This window comes from Streptomyces sp. DH24, assembly GCF_029813775.1.
Taxonomy (GTDB): Bacteria; Actinomycetota; Actinomycetes; order Streptomycetales; family Streptomycetaceae; genus Streptomyces.
Window position 1 is genome coordinate 54955 of record NZ_JARVKW010000020.1, and the last position, 18290, is coordinate 73244.

An 18290-nucleotide genomic window follows, 5' to 3' on the forward strand; every position below is an offset into this window, starting at 1 on the left:
ATGGGCAGGGTGGTCCATCATGCGGACCCGCCCGCCGTGCCGGCGTCCGGAAAAAAGTTGCCGCCGGTGGGCAACCATGTGTGCCCCTCGTATGTCACACACGTGCGGCCGCTCCGTGCTCCACCCCTCAACTTGGCCGCTCACCAGGGGCATTCAACGTAATCGGGGTTTTTCACTTGATAAACGGCATCAAGGGCATTCGTATCCGCAGAGCCGTCGCCGTGGGCCTCGCCACCGGTGCGATGGTCGTGGGCGGTGCCCTCGGCGCGGCGCCCGCGCAGGCCCTCACCACGCCCAGCATCGTCGCGGCGGGCGGCTACGCCATGGACAACTCGAACGCGAAGACGCTGTACACGAAGGCGGCGGACACCAGGCGTTCCACCGGCTCCACGACCAAGATCATGACCGCCAAGGTCGTGCTCGCGCAGCCGAACCTCAATCTGGACGCCAAGGTCACGATCCAGATGGCCTACAGCGACTACATCGTCTCCAAGAACGCCTCGTCCGCCCGTCTGATCGTCGGCGACAAGGTGACCGTCCGTCAGCTGCTGTACGGCCTGATGCTGCCGTCCGGCTGCGACGCCGCCTACGCGCTGGCCGACAAGTTCGGCACGGGGACGACGCGGGCGGCGCGCGTGAAGTCGTTCATCGGCAAGATGAACACCACCGCGAAGAACCTCGGCCTGACGAACACGCACTTCGACTCGTTCGACGGCATCGGCAACGGCTCCAACTACTCGACGCCGCGCGACCTGACGAAGCTCGCCAGCAGCGCGATGAAGAGCACCACGTTCCGCACGATCGTCAAGACCAAGACGTACACGGCCAAGACGATCACCAAGACCGGCAGCACGCGCACCATGGCGCCGTGGACCAACACGAACTCGCTGCTGAGCAGCTACAGCGGCACCATCGGCGTGAAGACCGGCTCGGGCTCGGTGTCCAAGTACTGCCTCGTCTTCGCCGCCACCCGCAACGGCAAGACGGTCATCGGCACGGTTCTCGCCTCGTCCTCGGCGTCGCAGCGCGCGACGGACGCGACGAAGCTCCTGAACTACGGCTTCGCCAAGCTCGGCTGAGCACCGGGCAGGGGTAACGACACGACGGGGGCCGCCGGTTTCGCACCGGCGGCCCCTGATCGTTCATCTCGTCCGCTACTGCGTCACCGCGAAGTTCCGCAGGATCGCCGCCGTCAGCTCCGGATCGCCCTCCGCCTTCACGCGGTCCCCGGCCGCCTCCGGCGTCGTCCTGCCGCAGGCCAGCCGGACGTACGTCTCCCAGTCCATCGCGAGGGTCGCGGCCGGGCCCAGCGCCGGTGCCGTTTCGAGGGTGCCGCGGCCCTGCATGTCCACGCGGATCGTGCGCAGGAACTCCACGGGGCCGTGCACGTCGAAGACGACGGCCGAACTACGCGGCGCGTTCGCCAGCTCGGCGACGACGCGGGGCAGCGCGGCGAGCAGGACGTCACGGGCGACGTGCGCGCCCGCCGAGTCCAGGTTGCCGGGGCGGCCGAGAGCCATGCGCAGGTCCTGCTCGTGCACCCACACGTTGAACGCGTGGTTCCGCATGGACTCCTCCAGCGTCAGCTCCGTGCCGAGCGGGCCGCGCACCTTGGTGCCCGGGTCCCGCGACTCGTTCCGCAGCTGGCGGTTGCGGCGGATGATCGTGTACTCCAGCTCGGACGTCATCTCCGGCGCCGTGTGGTGGCGGCGGACGTCGACCTGCATCTCCATGTAGCGCTGGTGGTCGTTCGTCACGTGGAACAGGTCGCGCGGGAGGGCGTGGATGGGGCGCGGGTCGCCGAGCATCTCGCAGTCCAGACCGATGACGTGCGACACCACGTCGCGGACGGACCAGCCCGGGCACGGGGTCCGGCCGTTCCACTCGCCCTCTACAAGCGGCTGCACCAGCTCGGATATCGCTTCGACGGACTGGGTCCAGGCATCGGCGTAGGGCTGGAGGGTGGGATGCAGACTCACGGAACGGGACCCCTCGGCGGTCGGTACACGGGCAGGTTGTGGCGGCGGTGCCAATGGGCGGTGCCAATGGGAGGTGGCTGCTGTCGGCGGCGTCTTGGACCTCCCCCAGGTTCGCGGCTGCGCTCGAACTGGGGGGACCCCCAAGTTACGCTGCTGTGAGGCACCCCGGCAGTGCTTTCGTGTGACGATCGTAGGCCCGAGTGGACGGCTCGAATGCCAGGACGGTGGTAGTGTGCGCGCCTCTTTGCTCCAGATCTCCGTGGACGAGGGCGAATCGGTCGATTCGCGTCGGCAGCGGGTTGCCGCGATGGTACGGGACCAGGCGGGCGCCGATCTCGTCGTCCTGCCGGAGCTGTGGACCACCGGCGCCTTCGCCTACGAACTGTTCGGCAGTGAGGCCGAGCCGCTGGAAGGGCCGACCCACGAGCTGATGGCGAAGGCCGCGAGCGACGCGGGCGTGTGGCTGCACGCGGGCTCGATCCCCGAGCGCGATCCCGACGGGCCGCTCTACAACACGTCGCTGGTCTTCTCCCCCTCCGGTGATCTGGCCGCCGCCTACCGCAAGATCCACCGCTTCGGCTTCGACAAGGGCGAGGCCGTGCTGATGGGCGCGGGGCGGGAACTGGTGACCGTCCGTCTGCCGGACACGACGATCGGCGTGGCAACCTGCTACGACCTCCGTTTCCCCGAACTCTTCCGCGGTCTCGTCGGCGCCGGCGCCGAGACCCTCGTCGTCCCGGCGGGCTGGCCGGAGCGCCGCCGGGCGCACTGGACGCTGCTGGCCCAGGCGCGGGCGGTGGAGAACCAGGCGTTCGTGCTCGCGTGTGGAACGGCCGGGACGCACGCGGGAGTTCCGCAGGCCGGTCACTCGATCGTGGTCGATCCGTGGGGCGAGGTGCTGGCGCAGGCCGGCGCCGGCGAGGAGGTCCTCACGGTGGAGTTCGACCCGGCCAAGGTGGGCACGACGCGGGAGCAGTTCCCGGCGCTGAAGGACCGGATGCTGGGGCTTGACCCGCCGCGGCGGTGAGCCGGGGCCGACGCGGCGGGCGACGGCGGACCGGCTGTCCTCGTGCGCCGGCGGACTGGCCGTCTCCGTGGGCCGGCTGGCCCACGGCTCGGGACGGCCGGCGCGGGGGCGCATCGGGGCGTACGGGGGAGCGGGCGTTCAGTCCTCCCGCTCCTTCTCCGCCAGGTTGATCACGCACACCGCCACGGCGATCAGCAGCGCCGGGTCGGCGTCCTCGCGGACGACGTCCACGCCGTACGTGTCTCGCAGGTGCAGCCACCGCCGGGAGATCACGGCGAGCAGTTCACCGTCGTACTCGACGGCGAACTCCCGGTCGAGGATCTTGCCGCTGACGTCGAGCCCGGTGCCGTCGGCCAGGGTCACCCGATAGTGGTTGCGGAGCAGCGACAGGCGCTTGCGCCGGATCGTCGCCAGCGCCTCCCCGCCCCGCTCGATCACCATGGTGTCCCGCAGGGCGAACATCTTCTGCCGGATGTCGATCAGGACCTGTCCCCGCGGGTCCTTCAGTTCGAAGGTGTCCCGCAGCCGCATGGCCTTGCCGTCGACCAGGAACGCCTTGTCGCCGCGGTCGTCCTCGATCCAGTAGTCGTCGCCGATGCCCAGCAGCCGGTCGCGCACGAGGTATCTCATGGGACCAGGGGTTCCCCGCGGCCCGCGCGGGAACGCCGCCGTTGGGCCGACGGGCCCAGTCCGGTCCGCCGTCACCGCTGTCGGTGCGGGATGTCACCCTTGGACACATGAACCACTCCGCACCCCGACGCGCCCGCGTCCGTGCCCCCGAGCTGACCGGCAAGGGCGGCTGGCTGAACACGGGCGGGAAGCAGTACAGCCTCGCCGACCTGCGGGGACGCATCGTCGTCCTGGACTTCTGGACCTTCTGCTGCGTCAACTGCCTGCACGTCCTCGACGAGCTCAGGGAGCTGGAGGAGAAGCACCGGGACACCCTCGTCGTCATCGGGGTGCACTCGCCGAAGTTCGTGCACGAGGCCGAGCATCGGGCGGTGGCCGACGCCGTCGAGCGGTACGGGGTGGAGCACCCGGTGCTGGACGACCCCGAGCTCGCGACGTGGAAGCAGTACGCGGTGCGGGCCTGGCCGACGCTGGTGGTCATCGACCCCGAGGGCTACGTCGTCGCGCAGCACGCCGGGGAAGGGCATGTGCACGCGATGGAGCGCCTGGTGACGGAGCTGGAGGCGGAGCACGCCGCCAAGGGGACGCTGCGGCGCGGCGACGGGCCGTACGTGGCGCCGGAGCCCGAGCCGACCGTGCTGCGCTTCCCGGGCAAGGCGCTGCTGCTGCCCTCCGGGACCTTCCTGGTCAGTGACACCACCCGGCATCAGCTGGTGGAGCTGGCGGCCGACGGCGAGACCGTGGTGCGGCGGATCGGCTCCGGCGCGCGGGGCTTCGCGGACGGCGCGGCCGGGGCGGCGGCCTTCAACGAGCCGCAGGGGCTCGCGCTGCTCGACGAGGGGTCGGTCGTCGTGGCCGACACCGTCAACCACGCGCTGCGGCGGCTCGACCTGCTGTCCGGCGAGGTCACCACCCTCGCCGGCACGGGGCGGCAGTGGATGCAGGGCGGGGCCACCTCGGGGCCCGCGCGCGAGGTCAGCCTGTCCTCGCCCTGGGACGTCGCGCTGTGGGACGGCCGGGTGTGGATCGCCATGGCCGGCGTCCACCAGCTGTGGGCGTACGACCCGGTGGCGGAAAGCGTCTCCGTCACGGCCGGGACGACCAACGAGGGGCTGGTGGACGGCCCAGGCGGTGAGGCCTGGTTCGCGCAGCCGTCGGGGCTCGCGGCGACGCCCGACCGGCTCTGGCTGGCCGACTCCGAGACGTCCGCCCTGCGGTGGGTGGACACGGAGGGGACGGTGCACACGGCCGTGGGGACCGGGCTGTTCGACTTCGGTCATCGCGACGGGGCAGCCGGGCAGGCCCTGTTCCAGCACCCGCTGGGCGTCACCGCGCTGCCCGACGGATCGGTCGCCGTCTGCGACACCTACAACCACGCGTTGCGCCGCTACGACCCCGCGACCGGCGAGGTCACCACGCTCGCCACGGACCTGCGCGAGCCGAGCGACGCGGTGCTGGTCGGCGACGAGATCGTGGTCGTGGAGTCGGCGCGGCACCGGCTGACCCGGCTGCGGCTGCCGGAGGAGGCGGTACGGGTCGAGGGCGTCGCCCACCGCACGCAGCGCGCGGCGACCGACGTGGCGCCGGGCCGGCTCCGGCTTGAGGTGATCTTCGAGGCGCCGGCCGGTCAGAAGCTCGACACCCGGTACGGGCCGTCGACCCGCCTGCTGGTGTCGGCCACGCCGCCCGAACTGCTGCGGGCCGGGGAGGGCGCGGGCACCGACCTGTCGCGCGAGCTGGAACTCGACCCGGCCGTCGCCGAGGGCGTGCTGCACGTCTCCGCGATGGCCGCGTCCTGCGACGACGACCCGGAGACGGAGTATCCGGCCTGCCATGTGCACCAGCAGGACTGGGGCGTCCCGGTCCGCCTCACCGAGGGCGGGGCGGACCGGCTGCCCCTGGTCCTCGCGGGCATGGACGCCTGACGGCTCACACGCCGTAGCCGTCGCTGTAGCCGTCCCGGTGGTGGTGATGGGGAGCCTGTCCGTCCACCACCGGGGTCGCGGGCGGGACCACCACCCGGCGGCGCCGGTAGATGCTGGTGAAGGTCGCCACGCCGATCAGGCCGACGATCATGAAGATGAGACCGACGAGGTTGACGTTGACTCCCTGCATGTCCCAGTCGGTCGCGAATGTGAGGATGGCTCCCACGGCGATGAGGATGATGCATCCGCCGAGGCCCATGAGTGTCGCCTCCCTGTCCGGTCCGGTGGTTCCGGTCGTTCCGGTCCGAGGCCGGGTACCCGGGACGGCAACACCCATGCGGCACCACGCGACTTGACGGGGCTTCGGCCCTCCCGGTCAGCCCTCCAGGAACGCCGTCAGCGCCCTGGTCAGCAGCAACGGGTCGTCCGCGCCGCACAGTTCGCGTGCGCTGTGCATCGACAGGATGGCCACGCCGATGTCCACGGTGCGGATGCCGTGCCGGGCCGCGGTGATCGGGCCGATGGTGGTGCCGCAGGGCATGGAGTTGTTGGACACGAAGGACTGGAAGGGCACGCCGGCCCGCTCGCAGGCGGCGGCGAACACCGCCCGGCCCGAACCGTCCGTCGCGTAGCGGTTGTTGACGTTGACCTTGAGGATCGGGCCGCCGTTGACGCGCGGGTGGTGCGTGGGGTCGTGGCGTTCCGCGTAGTTGGGGTGCACCGCGTGGCCCGTGTCGGAGGAGAGGCAGACGGTCCCGGCGAAGGCGCGGGCCCGGTCCTCGAAGGAGCCGCCGCGCGCGAAGACAGAACGTTCCAGCACGGTGCCGAGCAGCGGCCCGTCCGCGCCGGTGTCCGACTGGGAGCCGTTCTCCTCGTGGTCGAAGGCGGCGAGGACGGGGATGTACGGCAGGTCCGCGCCCGAGGCCGCCGCGAGGAGGGCGGCCGTACCGGCGTGCACGGACAGCAGGTTGTCCATGCGGGGTCCGGCGACGAGTTCGCGGTCCCGGCCCAGGTAGGCGGGGGGCTCCACGGAGTGGACCATCAGGTCCCAGCCGGTGACGTCGCCCGCGGGGAGGCCGGCCGTCTCCTCCAGGAAGGCGATCAGGTCGCCGTCGCGCACGTCGTTGCCGAGGCCCCAGACGGGCTGCAGGTGCCGCTGCTTGTCGAGCTTGAGGCCCTCGGCGGACACGGAGCGGTCCAGGTGGATGGCGAGCTGCGGGACGCGCAGCAGCGGGCGGTCCACGTCGACGAGACGGGTCGAGCCGTCCCGCAGGGTCAGGCGGCCGGCGAGCCCGAGGTCGCGGTCGAGCCAGGAGTTCAGCAGGGGCCCGCCGTAGATCTCCACGGCGACCTGGCGCCAGCCGTGCGCGCCGGTGTCGGGCAGCGGCTTGACGCGCAGGTTGGGGGAGTCGGTGTGGGCTCCGACGATGCGGAACGGGGTGTGGGGGGCGGCGCCCTCGGGGACGTACCAGGCGATGATCGCGCCACCGCGCAGCACGTACTTGCCGCCGCTCGTGCCGTCCCAGGCGTCCGTCTCGGCGACCTGCCGGAATCCGGCCTTCTCCAGCCGTTCGGCGGCGTTCGCCACGGCGTGGTAGGGCGACGGACTCGCCGCCAGGAAGGTCATGAGGTCGTCGGTGTGGCCGCGGTCGGCGCGGAGGGCTTCGCTCATGGGGTTCACCTTAACGACGGTCGAGGGCCCGCCTCCCTTTGCGGGAGCGGGCCCTCGGTCGGGAACGGACGTGACTAGAACGCGGCCTCGTCCAGTTCCATCAGGTCGAGCTCGACGCCCTCGGCGACCTTGCGGGCGAGGGTGACGCCCGGCAGGACGTTCGCGGCGAAGAACTTCGCGGCGGCGATCTTGCCGGTGTAGAACGCCTGGTCCTTGGCGGAGGCCGTCGCCAGCTTCTCGGCGGCGATCGCGGCGCCCTTGAGGAGCAGGTAGCCGACGACCACGTCGCCGGAGGCCATCAGCAGGCCGGTGGTGTTGAGGCCGACCTTGTAGATGTTCTTGACGTCCTGCTCGGTGGCGGCGAGGTCGGTGAGCATCAGGCCGACGATGGCCTCCAGCTCGACGGCCGCCTTGGCGAGCTGCTCGCGGGCGCCGGCCAGCTCCTCGCCGCCGGTGCCGAGCGCGAGGAACTTCTTGATGTCCTCGGCGAGGGAGTTCAGCGCGGCGCCCTGGTTGCGGACGATCTTCCGGAAGAAGAAGTCCTGGCCCTGGATGGCCGTGGTGCCCTCGTAGAGGGTGTCGATCTTGGAGTCCCGGATGTACTGCTCGATCGGGTACTCCTGCAGGAAGCCGGAGCCGCCGAAGGTCTGCAGGGACTGGGCGAGCTGCTCGTAGGCCTTCTCGGAGCCGTAGCCCTTGACGATCGGCAGGAGCAGGTCGTTGAGGGCGTGCTCGGCGGAGGCGTCCTCGCCGGCGGCCTCCTTGACCTGGATCTCGTCCTGGACGGAGGCGGTGTACATCACCAGGGCGCGCATGCCCTCGGCGTACGCCTTCTGCGTCATGAGCGAGCGGCGCACGTCGGGGTGGTGGGTGATGGTGACCTTGGGCGCGGTCTTGTCCATGAAGTTGGCCAGGTCCGGACCCTGGACGCGCTCCTTGGCGTACTCCAGCGCGTTGAGGTAGCCGGTGGACAGCGTGGAGATCGCCTTCGTGCCGACCATCATGCGGGCGAACTCGATGATGCGGAACATCTGGCGGATGCCGTCGTGCTTGTCGCCGATCAGCCAGCCCTTGGCGGGGTGCTTGTCGCCGAAGGTCATCTCGCACGTGTTGGAGGCCTTCAGGCCCATCTTGTGCTCGACGTTGGTGGCGTAGACGCCGTTGCGCTCGCCCAGCTCGCCGGTCTCGAAGTCGAAGAGGTACTTCGGGACGAGGAAGAGGGACAGGCCCTTGGTGCCGGGGCCGGCGCCCTCGGGGCGCGCGAGCACGTAGTGGAGGATGTTCTCCGACATGTCGTGCTCGCCCGAGGTGATGAAGCGCTTGACGCCCTCGATGTGCCAGGAGCCGTCCTCCTGCTGCACGGCCCTGGTGCGGCCGGCGCCGACGTCCGAGCCGGCGTCCGGCTCGGTGAGGACCATGGTCGAGCCCCACTGCTTCTCGACGGCGATCTTCGCGATGTGCTTCTGCACGTCGTTGCCCTCGTCGAAGAGGATGCCCGCGAAGGCCGGGCCGGAGGAGTACATCCACACGGCCGGGTTGGCACCCAGGATCAGCTCCGCGTACGCCCAGATCAGGGAGCGGGGCGAGGTGGTGCCGCCGATCTCCTCGGGCAGGCCGAGACGCCAGTACTCGGAGTCCATGAAGGCCTGGTAGCTCTTCTTGAAGGACGCCGGAACGGGCGCGGTGTTGGTCTCCGGGTCGAAGACCGGCGGGTTGCGGTCGGCGTCCGCGAAGGACTCGGCCAGCTCGTTCTCCGCCAGGCGCGTCAGTTCCTCGAGGATGCTCTTCGCGGTCTCGACGTCCATCTCCTCGAACGGGCCCGTGCCGTACAGCTTGTCGCGCCCGAGTACTTCGAAGAGGTTGAACTCGATGTCGCGGAGATTCGACTTGTAGTGCCCCATGGCGACGGCTCCGTAGAGAGAGATCGGCGAGGCACTGACTCCTCGCACCTAGTTCACGTACCAACAAGTAGCTACGATGATGCTACCCGTCGGTAATAAGAAGCAACCCCGATCCGGTCATCTGTGACTCAGTACTCTTGCGGGCATGTACGGCTATGACCAGACCGCGGGACCGCAGGCGCAGTACGCGCCGCCCCAGCAGCCGATGTCCGGGGGGTACGGGCAGCAGGCGCCGGCGTACCCCGAGCCGTCCCCGCCCTCGCTCGCGGACGCGGTGCGGGCCTTCACGACCGGGCAGCTGTCCGCCGAGGACTTCCAGCAGGTCTTCGCGACGTCGAAGGTCTACTGCCCGCGCGGTGACAACCCCGGGTTCCTCGCCCTGCACAACACGCAGCAGCCGGTGATCCCGATGTTCACCACGCTCAAGGAACTGCGCCGGTACGCCGGCAAGGAGTCCAAGTACTTCGTGATCACCGGTGCCGAGGTGCTCGACCTGCTGCCGACCGGCTACGGGTTCGTCCTCGACATGGAGGGCGAGCACCGGATCGTCTTCGACGCCAAGGCCGTGGAGCAGATGGTCGACTTCGCGATGCGCCGCATGTACGGCTGACGGCGCCTCTCACGCGGGACCCGGAGGGAATGCCCTCCGGGTTTTCTCTGTTTGGGGTGGCAGGAAGTTCAACGCTCAACTAAAGTGGGCGTACACGAGGAGGTACCGACATGCCTGCAGTGACCGTCGAGAACCCGTTGACGCTGCCCCGCGTGACCGCGCCGGCCAACGCCGTGGCACGTCCCGTGCTCGCCGTCACGACCGCGCCGAGCGGTTTCGAGGGTGAGGGCTTCCCGGTGCGCCGGGCGTTCGCCGGGATCAACTACCGCCATCTCGACCCGTTCATCGTGATGGATCAGATGGGTGAGGTGGACTACGCGCCGGGCGAGCCCAAGGGCACCCCCTGGCACCCTCACCGCGGCTTCGAGACCGTCACCTACATCATCGACGGCATCTTCGACCACCAGGACAGTCACGGCGGTGGCGGGACCATCACCAACGGCGACACCCAGTGGATGACGGCGGGCTCCGGTCTGCTGCACATCGAGGCCCCGCCGGAGCACCTGGTCATGTCCGGCGGTCTCTTCCACGGCCTGCAGCTGTGGGTGAACCTCCCGGCCAAGGACAAGATGATGGCCCCCCGCTACCAGGACATCCGCGGCGGCTCGGTCCAGCTGCTCACCTCCCCCGACGGCGGCGCGCTGCTGCGCGTCATCGCCGGTGAGCTGGACGGTCACCAGGGTCCCGGTGTCACGCACACGCCGATCACGATGATCCACGCGACGCTCGCGCCGGGCGCGGAGATCACCCTGCCGTGGCGCGAGGACTTCAACGGCCTGGCCTACGTGCTCGCCGGGCGCGGCAGCGTCGGCGCCGAGCGCCGGCCGGTCCAGCTCGGCCAGACCGCCGTGTTCGGCGCCGGTTCCGCGCTGACCGTCCGCGCGGAGGAGAAGCAGGACTCGCACACGCCGGACCTGGAGGTCGTGCTGCTCGGCGGGCAGCCCATCCGGGAGCCCATGGCGCACTACGGGCCCTTCGTGATGAACACCCGCGAGGAGCTCCAGCAGGCCTTCGAGGACTTCCAGAAGGGCCGGCTCGGGTCCGTCCCGGCCGTGCACGGCATGACGGCTCAGGGCCCGGAGGCCTGACGGCGGGCCGAGTCGGTTGTCGTTCGGGCGGGCCTTCCCTCAGGGGGCGGCCCGCCCGGCGCGTTGTCCGCCGGGTGCGGCGGGTTCGTCAGGCGGGGTTGTCGTCGGCGGCGGGCGGTGCGGCGTCCGGGGCCGCGGGCGGACCGCCGTCGGACTCGTGGAGCTCGAACCAGATGCTCTTGCCCTCGCCGCGCGGCTCGACCCCCCACGCGTGCGCCAGCATCTCGATCAGCAGCAGGCCGCGCCCGGAGGACGCCAGCTCCCCGGGGCGGCGCCGGTGCGGCAGGTCGTCGCTGGCGTCGGTCACCTCGATCCGCATCCGCCGCCGGCCCGTGTTCCCGGAGATCTCGGCGACCATCAGGGCGTCGTTGTCGGTGTGCACGAGGACGTTGGTGAGCATCTCGGACAGCAGCAGGACGGCGGAGTCCACCTGTTCCGGCGAGGCCCAGTCGTGCAGCAGCTCGCGCAGTTGCTGCCGGCCCGCCGCGATCCGCTCGGGCTCGGCCTGCGCGACCGTCAGCATCGTGCGGCGGACCCGGTGCGGCACGGTCGCCGTACTGCCGCAGCCGCAGCCCTCCCCCGGGCGGCTCAGCAGCATCAGCGCGATGTCGTCCTCCCGCCGGTCGGCCAGCGGGCCGGTCGTGTGGTGCGAGGACGGCCCGTGCACCGCCTGCACGAGCGAGTCGGCGAGCGCCTCCAGGTCGCCGTCGTGGTCCTCCAGGATCGCGCGCAGCCGCTGCCAGCCGGTCTCCAGGTCGTGGCCGCCGGTCTCGATCAGGCCGTCGGTGCACACCAGCAGCGTCTCGTCGGGCTCCAGCACGAGCCGCGTCGTCGGGTAGTCGGCGTCCGGGTCGATGCCGAGCGGCAACCCGCCCGAGGTGGCCCGGGTCAGGACCGTGCCGTCCGCCATGCGGATCGCCGGGTCGTGGTGACCGGCGCGGGCGACCTCCAGGACGCAGGTCACCGGGTCGACCTCGACGTAGAGACAGGTCGCGAAGCGCAGGTCGGAGGGGTCCTCCTCGGCGTACGCGATGCCGTGCAGGAAGCGGGAGGCGCGGGACAGGACGGCATCGGGGCGGTGGCCCTCGGAGGCGTACGCGCGCAGGGCTATGCGCAGCTGGCCCATCAGGCCGGCGGCCCGCACGTCGTGTCCCTGCACGTCGCCGATGACGAGGGCGAACCGTCCTCCCCCGGACTTCGTCCGGGAGGTGCCCCCAGGCACCGGGATCACGTCGTACCAGTCGCCGCCGACCTGGAGACCGCCGCCGGTGGGGACGTAACGTGCGGCGACGTGCATGCCGGGTATGCGCTGCGCGCCGAGGCGGGGCAGCATCGAGCGCTGGAGGCCGTCGGTCAGGGCCCGCGCGGTGTCGGCGGCGCCCGCCCGGGTCAGGGCCTGCGCCAGCATGCGGGCCACCGTGGTCAGCACGGACCGCTCGTCGGGCGTGAAGGCCACCGGGTACGCGAAGCCCGCCATCCAGGCGCCCATCGTCCTGCCGCCCGCCGTCAGCGGCAGGAACGCCCAGGAGCGGCGCCCGAAGCGCTCGGCCAGCGGCCAGGTCAGCGGGTAGCGGGACTTGTACTGCCCCGGTGAGGACAGGTACACGGCGCGGCCGGTGCGGACGACCTCGGCGGCCGGGTAGTCCGTGTCCAGCGACATCTCCATGAAGGGGCCCTCGGCGCCGGGCCGCTGGCCGTGGTGGCCGATGACGGTCAGCCGGTCGCCCTCGACGCCGAACACCGCGAGGCCGTCCGGGGAGAACCCCGGCATCGACAGGTTCGCCGCGACCCGCAGCACCTCCTGCGTCGACCGGGCCTCGGCCAGCGCGCGGCCCGCGTCCAGCAGGAACGCCTCCCGCGAGCGGCGCCAGTCACCGGTGACCGTGCTCCGCCCGGCCGGGGTGCCCGGCGCGGGGTCCGTGACCTCCTGGAGGGTGCCGATCACCTCGTAGGTCCGCCGGACGCGGTCGAAGGACGGCTTGGAGCGGCTGCGCACGACGCGGACCACCCGGCCGCGGTCGTCCATGATGCGGATGCGGACCTCGGCGACCGTGCCCTCGGCGGTCGCGAGCTGGATGACGCCGATGATCTCGTTCCAGTCGACGGGGTGCAGCCGGGCGCGCACCTGGCCCTCCGTGAGGCTGGCCGGCTCGGCGGGCAGCCCGAGCAGGCGTGCCGCCTCGGCGTCGGCCGAGACCAGCCCGGTGGCGGTGTCCCAGTGCCACACCCCGGTGGCCAGGGCGGCGAGGACCTCGCCCACGGCGGGCAGGGACTCACCAGTGCGCATTGCCCCACTTTAAGAAGGTGCGAACGGAAGCCGCCACCGTAGGAACGAGCGGCAGGGGTCTCACCGGCCGGGAATGGTGGGGTGGCGATCATGGGGTGCCCGGTACGCTGGGGGTGTTTCACGTGAAACGTGCCCCCGATCCGCGAAGACTGGATGAACGACGATGCATCGGTACAGGTCCCACACCTGCGGCGAGCTCCGCGCCTCTGACGTCGGCACCGACGTCCGGCTGAGTGGCTGGCTGCACAATCGGCGCGACCTGGGCGGCATCCTCTTCATCGATCTGCGCGACCACTACGGCATCACGCAGCTCGTCGCTCGTCCCGGCACGGCGGCGTACGAGGCTCTCGACAAGCTGACCAAGGAGTCGACGGTCCGCGTCGACGGCAAGGTCGTCTCGCGTGGCGCCGAGAACGTCAACCCGGAACTTCCCACCGGTGAGATCGAGGTCGAGGTCGGCGAGGTCGAGCTGCTCGGCGCCGCCCAGCCGCTGCCCTTCACGATCAACACCGAGGACGGGGTCAACGAGGAGCGGCGCCTGGAGTACCGCTTCCTGGACCTGCGCCGCGAGCGCATGCACCGCAACATCATGCTGCGCACGGCGGTCATCTCCGCGATCCGTCACAAGATGACGGCGCTGGGCTTCAACGAGATGGCGACGCCGATCCTGTCCGCGACGTCCCCCGAGGGCGCCCGTGACTTCGTCGTGCCCTCCCGCCTGAACCCGGGCAAGTTCTACGCCCTCCCCCAGGCGCCGCAGCAGTTCAAGCAGCTGCTGATGATCTCCGGCTTCGACCGCTACTTCCAGATCGCGCCCTGCTTCCGCGACGAGGACGCCCGCGCGGACCGCTCGCCGGGCGAGTTCTACCAGCTCGACGTCGAGATGAGCTTCGTCGAGCAGGAGGACGTCTTCCAGCCGATCGAGAAGCTCATGACCGAGCTGTTCGAGGAGTTCGGCAACGGCCGTCACGTCACGTCCCCCTTCCCGCGGATCCCGTTCCGCGAGGCGATGCTCAAGTACGGCTCCGACAAGCCGGACCTGCGCGCCCAGCTGGAGCTGGTGGACATCACCGACGTCTTCGAGGGCTCGGAGTTCAAGGCCTTCGCGGGCAAGCACGTGCGCGCGCTGCCGGTCCCGGCGGTCCAGGACCAGCCCCGCAAGTTCTTCGACCAGCTCGGCGACTACGCCGTCTCGCTCGGCGCCAAGGGCCTGGCCTGGGTGCGCGTCGGCGAGGACGGCGGCCTGAGCGGACCGATCGCGAAGTTCCTCACCGAGGAGAACGTCGCCGAGCTGACCAAGCGCCTCTCGCTGGCCCCCGGCCACGCGGTGTTCTTCGGCGCGGGCGACTTCGACGAGGTCTCCAAGATCATGGGCGCGGTGCGCGTCGAGGCCGCCAAGCGCGCCGGGCACTTCGAGGAGAACGTCTTCCGGTTCTGCTGGATCGTGGACTTCCCGATGTACGAGAAGGACGAGGAGACCGGGAAGATCGACTTCTCGCACAACCCCTTCTCGATGCCGCAGGGCGGTCTGGAGGCCCTGGAGACCCAGGACCCGCTGGACATCCTGGGCTGGCAGTACGACATCGTCTGCAACGGCGTCGAGCTGTCCTCCGGCGCGATCCGGAACCACGAGCCGGAGATCATGCTCAAGGCCTTCGAGATCGCGGGCTACGACCGCGAGACCGTCGAGGAGCAGTTCGCCGGCATGCTGCGCGCGTTCCGCTTCGGCGCCCCGCCGCACGGCGGCATCGCCCCCGGCGTCGACCGCATCGTCATGCTGCTGGCCGACGAGCCGAACATCCGCGAGACGATCGCCTTCCCGCTCAACGGCAACGCCCAGGACCTGATGATGGGCGCGCCGACGGAGCTGGACGAGACGCGGCTGAGGGAGCTGCACCTCTCGGTGCGCAAGCCGCAGCCGAAGTAGCGGACAGGACCGACACGACGGCGCCCGGAGTCCTCGGACTCCGGGCGCCGTCGCGTGTGCGGGCCGGACGGTCAGGACAGGGACTTGTAGCCGCTCCAGCCCGTCGCGATGCGGGTGCGGGAGCCGAACGAGCCCTTGCCGTCGCCGCTGTTGCGCCAGACGTTGCCGCTGCTGTCGCGGGAGACCAGGTCGGGCCTGCCGTCGTCGGTGATGTCGCCGACGCCGACCACGGCGTTGTAGGAGCCGCCCCAGTCGGAGAAGACCTTCGCGCGGGCCGCGAAGGTGCCGTCGCCCTTGCCGTTGTAGCGGTAGAGGGTGTTGGCGGTGTCCTGGGCGAGCAGGTCGCCGATGCCGTCGCCGGTGATGTCGCCGACGCCGACGATCTTCTTGTAGCCCTTCCAGTTGTCGTAGAGCTTCACGCGGGCGGACAGCGTGCCCGTGCTGGTGCCCTTGTGCAGGTAGACCGAGCCGGTCGACGCGTTGCGCGTGATCAGGTCGGGACGGCCGTCGCCGCTGATGTCGCCCGGCGAGGTGAGCTGGTCGTACTGCGTCCAGCCGCTGCTCGCGAGGGTCGTGTACGACGTCGTCGGCTTGACGGCCGCGTTGCAGCCCGGCTTGTACAGGCGCAGGGCACCGCTGCTCAGCCGCACCAGGACGTCGTTGCAGCGGTCGCCGCTGAGGTCGCCGAACGGCACCGCCTTGACGGAGGTGGCCCACCCGGTGCCGGTGGTCTTGCCGCTGAACGTGCCCTTGCCGGTGCCGTGCTGGTAGGTCAGGCCGCCGCTCGAGTTCAGGGTGAGCAGGTCGCCGCGGCCGTCGGGGCCGTCGGCGCTCACGAAGTCGTGCCGGACGGCCGACCCGCGCAGCACATAGCCCTTGCCGGTGGCGGCCGTGGCCGGCGTCGCGGTACCGAGGCCGGTCGCCTTCAGCGTCCAGGTGAACTCGCCGTTGGGGAAGTGCGTCCCGCCCGAGGTGCGGCCGTTCCAGCTCGCCGACACCCCGCCCCAGGTGGCGCCGCCGGTCAGCGTGCGGGTGGCCCGGCCGGTCGCGCCGCTCTGCTCCGAGGTGAAGGTGAGCGACCACGAGGTGACCGGGCGGGACAGCTGCCAGTCGCCGGTCCACGGCGTGGACGTCGACGGCTCCACCAGGCTCACGGTCTCGGAGCGGAACACGGTCGGCGCCGACGGGGCGACGCCGGTGGTGGCGACGCGGGTCCGCTCGTACTCGTCGAACCAGGCGACCAGGCCCGTGTACTCGTCCACCGTCCACCGGTAGCGGCGGTCCACGGCGAGGCCCGAATCGGCCAGCCGGGAGGCGACGACGCGGGTGGCGCCGGTGGCCGCGTCCGTCAGGACCAGCCGGGCGCCGGCGTGGTCGTGGCGGACGGTGAAGCCGTCGCCGAGCAGCACGTCGCCCGGGGTCACCGCCCTGGAGGTGCCGGCCCTGGTGTCGTACACGCCCGCCGAGGACGTGCCGCACGCCCAGTACAGCCAGCGGCCCGCCGCCTGGAGCTCGCTCGGCACACAGGACAGATTCGGCACCGTCACGGTGGCGAGGGTCTTCTTCTGGGTGAGGCTGTACGAGGTGAGACTGCCCGCGGTCGTCGTGGCGGACCACAGGGTGGAGCCGTTCAGCGCGGCGGCCCGCACCGAACGCTTCAACTGCTGGCCGTAGCCGAACTCGCCGACGTACTGCGTCGGTGAGGCACCGCCCGAGTTGTAGACGGCCCAGCCGTCGGACACGTCGACGATGTGGCCGCCCTCGGTGCCGAAGTGCAGGGTGTGGCTGGACCACGCGTCGCCGAGGGCGACCAGCCGGTCCTCCTCCGTCAGGCCGCTGCCGCCGTCGCCGCCGCCGTAGAACGTGTCGAGGTGGACGTCCTTCGGGGCCGCGCCGCTGTTGCCCCACAGGGCCGAGCAGTCGGTGCCCGGGTACGGGCACACGGCCATGACCGAGTCGCCCTCCGTCGCGGCGGACGCGGTCAGCGTGGCGCCGCCGTCGGTCGTCAGGGCGCGCACCGACGTGGTGTCCATGGTGCTGCCCGGGTTGTCCTCGGCGACGCGCAGGCTGCCGCGGCTGAGGGCGAGACCCTTCTTCGCGTTCTCCATCGCCGGGATCTGGTGCGCCTTCTCCGCGGTGGCCGTGTCACCGTCCACGCGCTGGAACCACCAGTCGGTGGCGCCGGTGCCGCCCACGGCGAGGGCGTCGCCGCCGGGCGCGGGCACCAGGTAGGCGCCGGCCTTCGGCAGCAGCTCGCGCGTGGTGCCGTCGGTGAGCGACAGCTCGGTGAGGACCGTGCCGGACGAGGTGTCGCGGGGCAGCAGCAGCCGGTCGCCGGTCAGCAGCGGAGCACCGTCCAGGGCGGCCTGGTACGGCACGGTGACGACCTGTACGGGGCCGGCCGGGTCGCTGCGGGACTTCAGGTGCAGCGTGCCGCTCCCGGCGTGGTACCAGCCGAAGCGGTCCTCGCTCAGGACGAAACGGGCTGCGGAGGGGACCTCGGAGAGTGCCTCGGTGTTGACGGTCGTCGCGAGGTCGATGTGGTGCAGGACGCCGCCGCGCAGGAACAGCACGCTGCCGGAGTCCGCCGCGACGATCTCCTTGTCCTGGATGTTCGCCCAGTCACCGGTGATGGGCCGCACACGGCGCTGCCCGTCCGGGTAGTCGATCAGGGCGTGGCTCGTGACGACGGTCCGCCCGGCGAGCGCCCGGTAGTAGCTGTACTTGTCCTCCGTCGCCACGGTCGTCAGCTCGTCGGACACCGGGTCCCACAGCGTGACCGAGGTGGCCGGGTTCGACGGCGGCAGCGCGACCAGGTCGGTGCCCGACCCGTACCAGGCCGTACGGCACTCCGAGCCGATGACGGTGCAGCCGGTGCCGGGCGTGTAGACACCGGCCGAGGTCCTCACCGTGACGGTGGTGCCGTCGGCGTAGTCCGTCCACAGCATGCCGGGCACGCCGTGCTGCCGGTGCAGGTAGCCGGTCTGCCCGGCGACGTACGGCCGCGTGGTGCGCGGATACGTGGACGCCGGGTCGGTGAGCGTGATCCCGGTGGTGGCCGTGGCCGTGGCCGTGGTGGCCGTGGTGGCCGCCCGGGCCGGGGTGCCGTCCTGCGTGAGGACGACGGACGCGGCCGCGACGGCGACCACGAGCGAGGAGACGGCGGCGGTCAGACCGCCCCGTCTCGGGGCGTGTCTGCCCACGTACGTTGTTCCCTCTCCCTGTTGCTACGGCTGCTTCGCCG

The 18290-nt window shown here is 71.1% G+C and carries 13 protein-coding genes; 6 read left to right on the plus strand and 7 right to left on the minus strand.

Annotated elements, in window-relative coordinates; translation table 11 throughout:
• Positions 1–176 precede the first annotated feature (176 nt).
• A complete protein-coding gene (locus tag QC282_RS17945; protein ID WP_279550469.1) occupies positions 177–1079 on the plus strand; it encodes a D-alanyl-D-alanine carboxypeptidase in 903 nt (300 codons plus the stop codon).
• Between the two features lie 75 nt (positions 1080–1154).
• Here QC282_RS17945 and QC282_RS17950 read toward each other — a convergent pair whose 3' ends face one another.
• The gene (locus tag QC282_RS17950; protein WP_279550470.1) at positions 1155–1979 is read right to left on the minus strand and encodes a maleylpyruvate isomerase family mycothiol-dependent enzyme; all 825 of its coding nucleotides are present in this window, start codon (positions 1977–1979) and stop codon (positions 1155–1157) included.
• A gap of 232 nt (positions 1980–2211) precedes the next feature.
• Here QC282_RS17950 and QC282_RS17955 point away from each other — a divergent pair, with 232 nt between their 5' ends.
• Complete coding sequence (locus QC282_RS17955; protein ID WP_279550471.1) at positions 2212–3006, plus strand: carbon-nitrogen family hydrolase; 795 nt, start codon at positions 2212–2214, stop codon at positions 3004–3006.
• A 138-nt stretch (positions 3007–3144) separates the two neighbouring features.
• Here QC282_RS17955 and QC282_RS17960 read toward each other — a convergent pair whose 3' ends face one another.
• Positions 3145–3636, minus strand: a complete 492-nt coding sequence (locus QC282_RS17960) for an LURP-one-related/scramblase family protein (protein ID WP_279550472.1) — start codon at positions 3634–3636, stop codon at positions 3145–3147.
• Between the two features lie 107 nt (positions 3637–3743).
• Here QC282_RS17960 and QC282_RS17965 point away from each other — a divergent pair, with 107 nt between their 5' ends.
• A complete protein-coding gene (locus tag QC282_RS17965) occupies positions 3744–5561 on the plus strand; it encodes a redoxin domain-containing protein (protein ID WP_279550473.1) in 1818 nt (605 codons plus the stop codon).
• 4 nt (positions 5562–5565) lie between these two features.
• Here QC282_RS17965 and QC282_RS17970 read toward each other — a convergent pair whose 3' ends face one another.
• From QC282_RS17970 to QC282_RS17980, 3 genes are all read right to left on the minus strand, one after another.
• Complete coding sequence (locus tag QC282_RS17970) at positions 5566–5820, minus strand: DUF6458 family protein (protein WP_279550474.1); 255 nt, start codon at positions 5818–5820, stop codon at positions 5566–5568.
• Positions 5821–5937: 117 nt separating this feature from the next.
• The gene (locus tag QC282_RS17975) at positions 5938–7233 is read right to left on the minus strand and encodes a M18 family aminopeptidase (RefSeq protein WP_279550475.1); all 1296 of its coding nucleotides are present in this window, start codon (positions 7231–7233) and stop codon (positions 5938–5940) included.
• Positions 7234–7307: 74 nt separating this feature from the next.
• Positions 7308–9134, minus strand: a complete 1827-nt coding sequence (locus QC282_RS17980; protein WP_279550476.1) for an acyl-CoA dehydrogenase — start codon at positions 9132–9134, stop codon at positions 7308–7310.
• 145 nt (positions 9135–9279) lie between these two features.
• On the opposite strand from QC282_RS17980, the gene QC282_RS17985 reads away from it, so the two are divergent.
• Complete coding sequence (locus tag QC282_RS17985; RefSeq protein ID WP_279550477.1) at positions 9280–9744, plus strand: SseB family protein; 465 nt, start codon at positions 9280–9282, stop codon at positions 9742–9744.
• Positions 9745–9854: 110 nt separating this feature from the next.
• Complete coding sequence (locus QC282_RS17990; protein ID WP_279550478.1) at positions 9855–10832, plus strand: pirin family protein; 978 nt, start codon at positions 9855–9857, stop codon at positions 10830–10832.
• Between the two features lie 88 nt (positions 10833–10920).
• On the opposite strand, the gene QC282_RS17995 is transcribed toward QC282_RS17990, so the two are convergent.
• Entirely contained in the window at positions 10921–13119 is a 2199-nt protein-coding gene (locus QC282_RS17995; RefSeq protein ID WP_279550479.1) for a SpoIIE family protein phosphatase, read from the minus strand.
• 163 nt (positions 13120–13282) lie between these two features.
• Between QC282_RS17995 and aspS the strand changes: the two genes are divergently transcribed.
• On the plus strand, positions 13283–15046 hold the full coding sequence (gene aspS / locus QC282_RS18000; protein WP_279550480.1) for an aspartate--tRNA ligase: 1764 nt from the start codon (positions 13283–13285) through the stop codon (positions 15044–15046).
• A 71-nt stretch (positions 15047–15117) separates the two neighbouring features.
• On the opposite strand, the gene QC282_RS18005 is transcribed toward aspS, so the two are convergent.
• A complete protein-coding gene (locus tag QC282_RS18005) occupies positions 15118–18249 on the minus strand; it encodes a VCBS repeat-containing protein (RefSeq protein ID WP_279550481.1) in 3132 nt (1043 codons plus the stop codon).
• Positions 18250–18290: the final 41 nt, after the last annotated feature.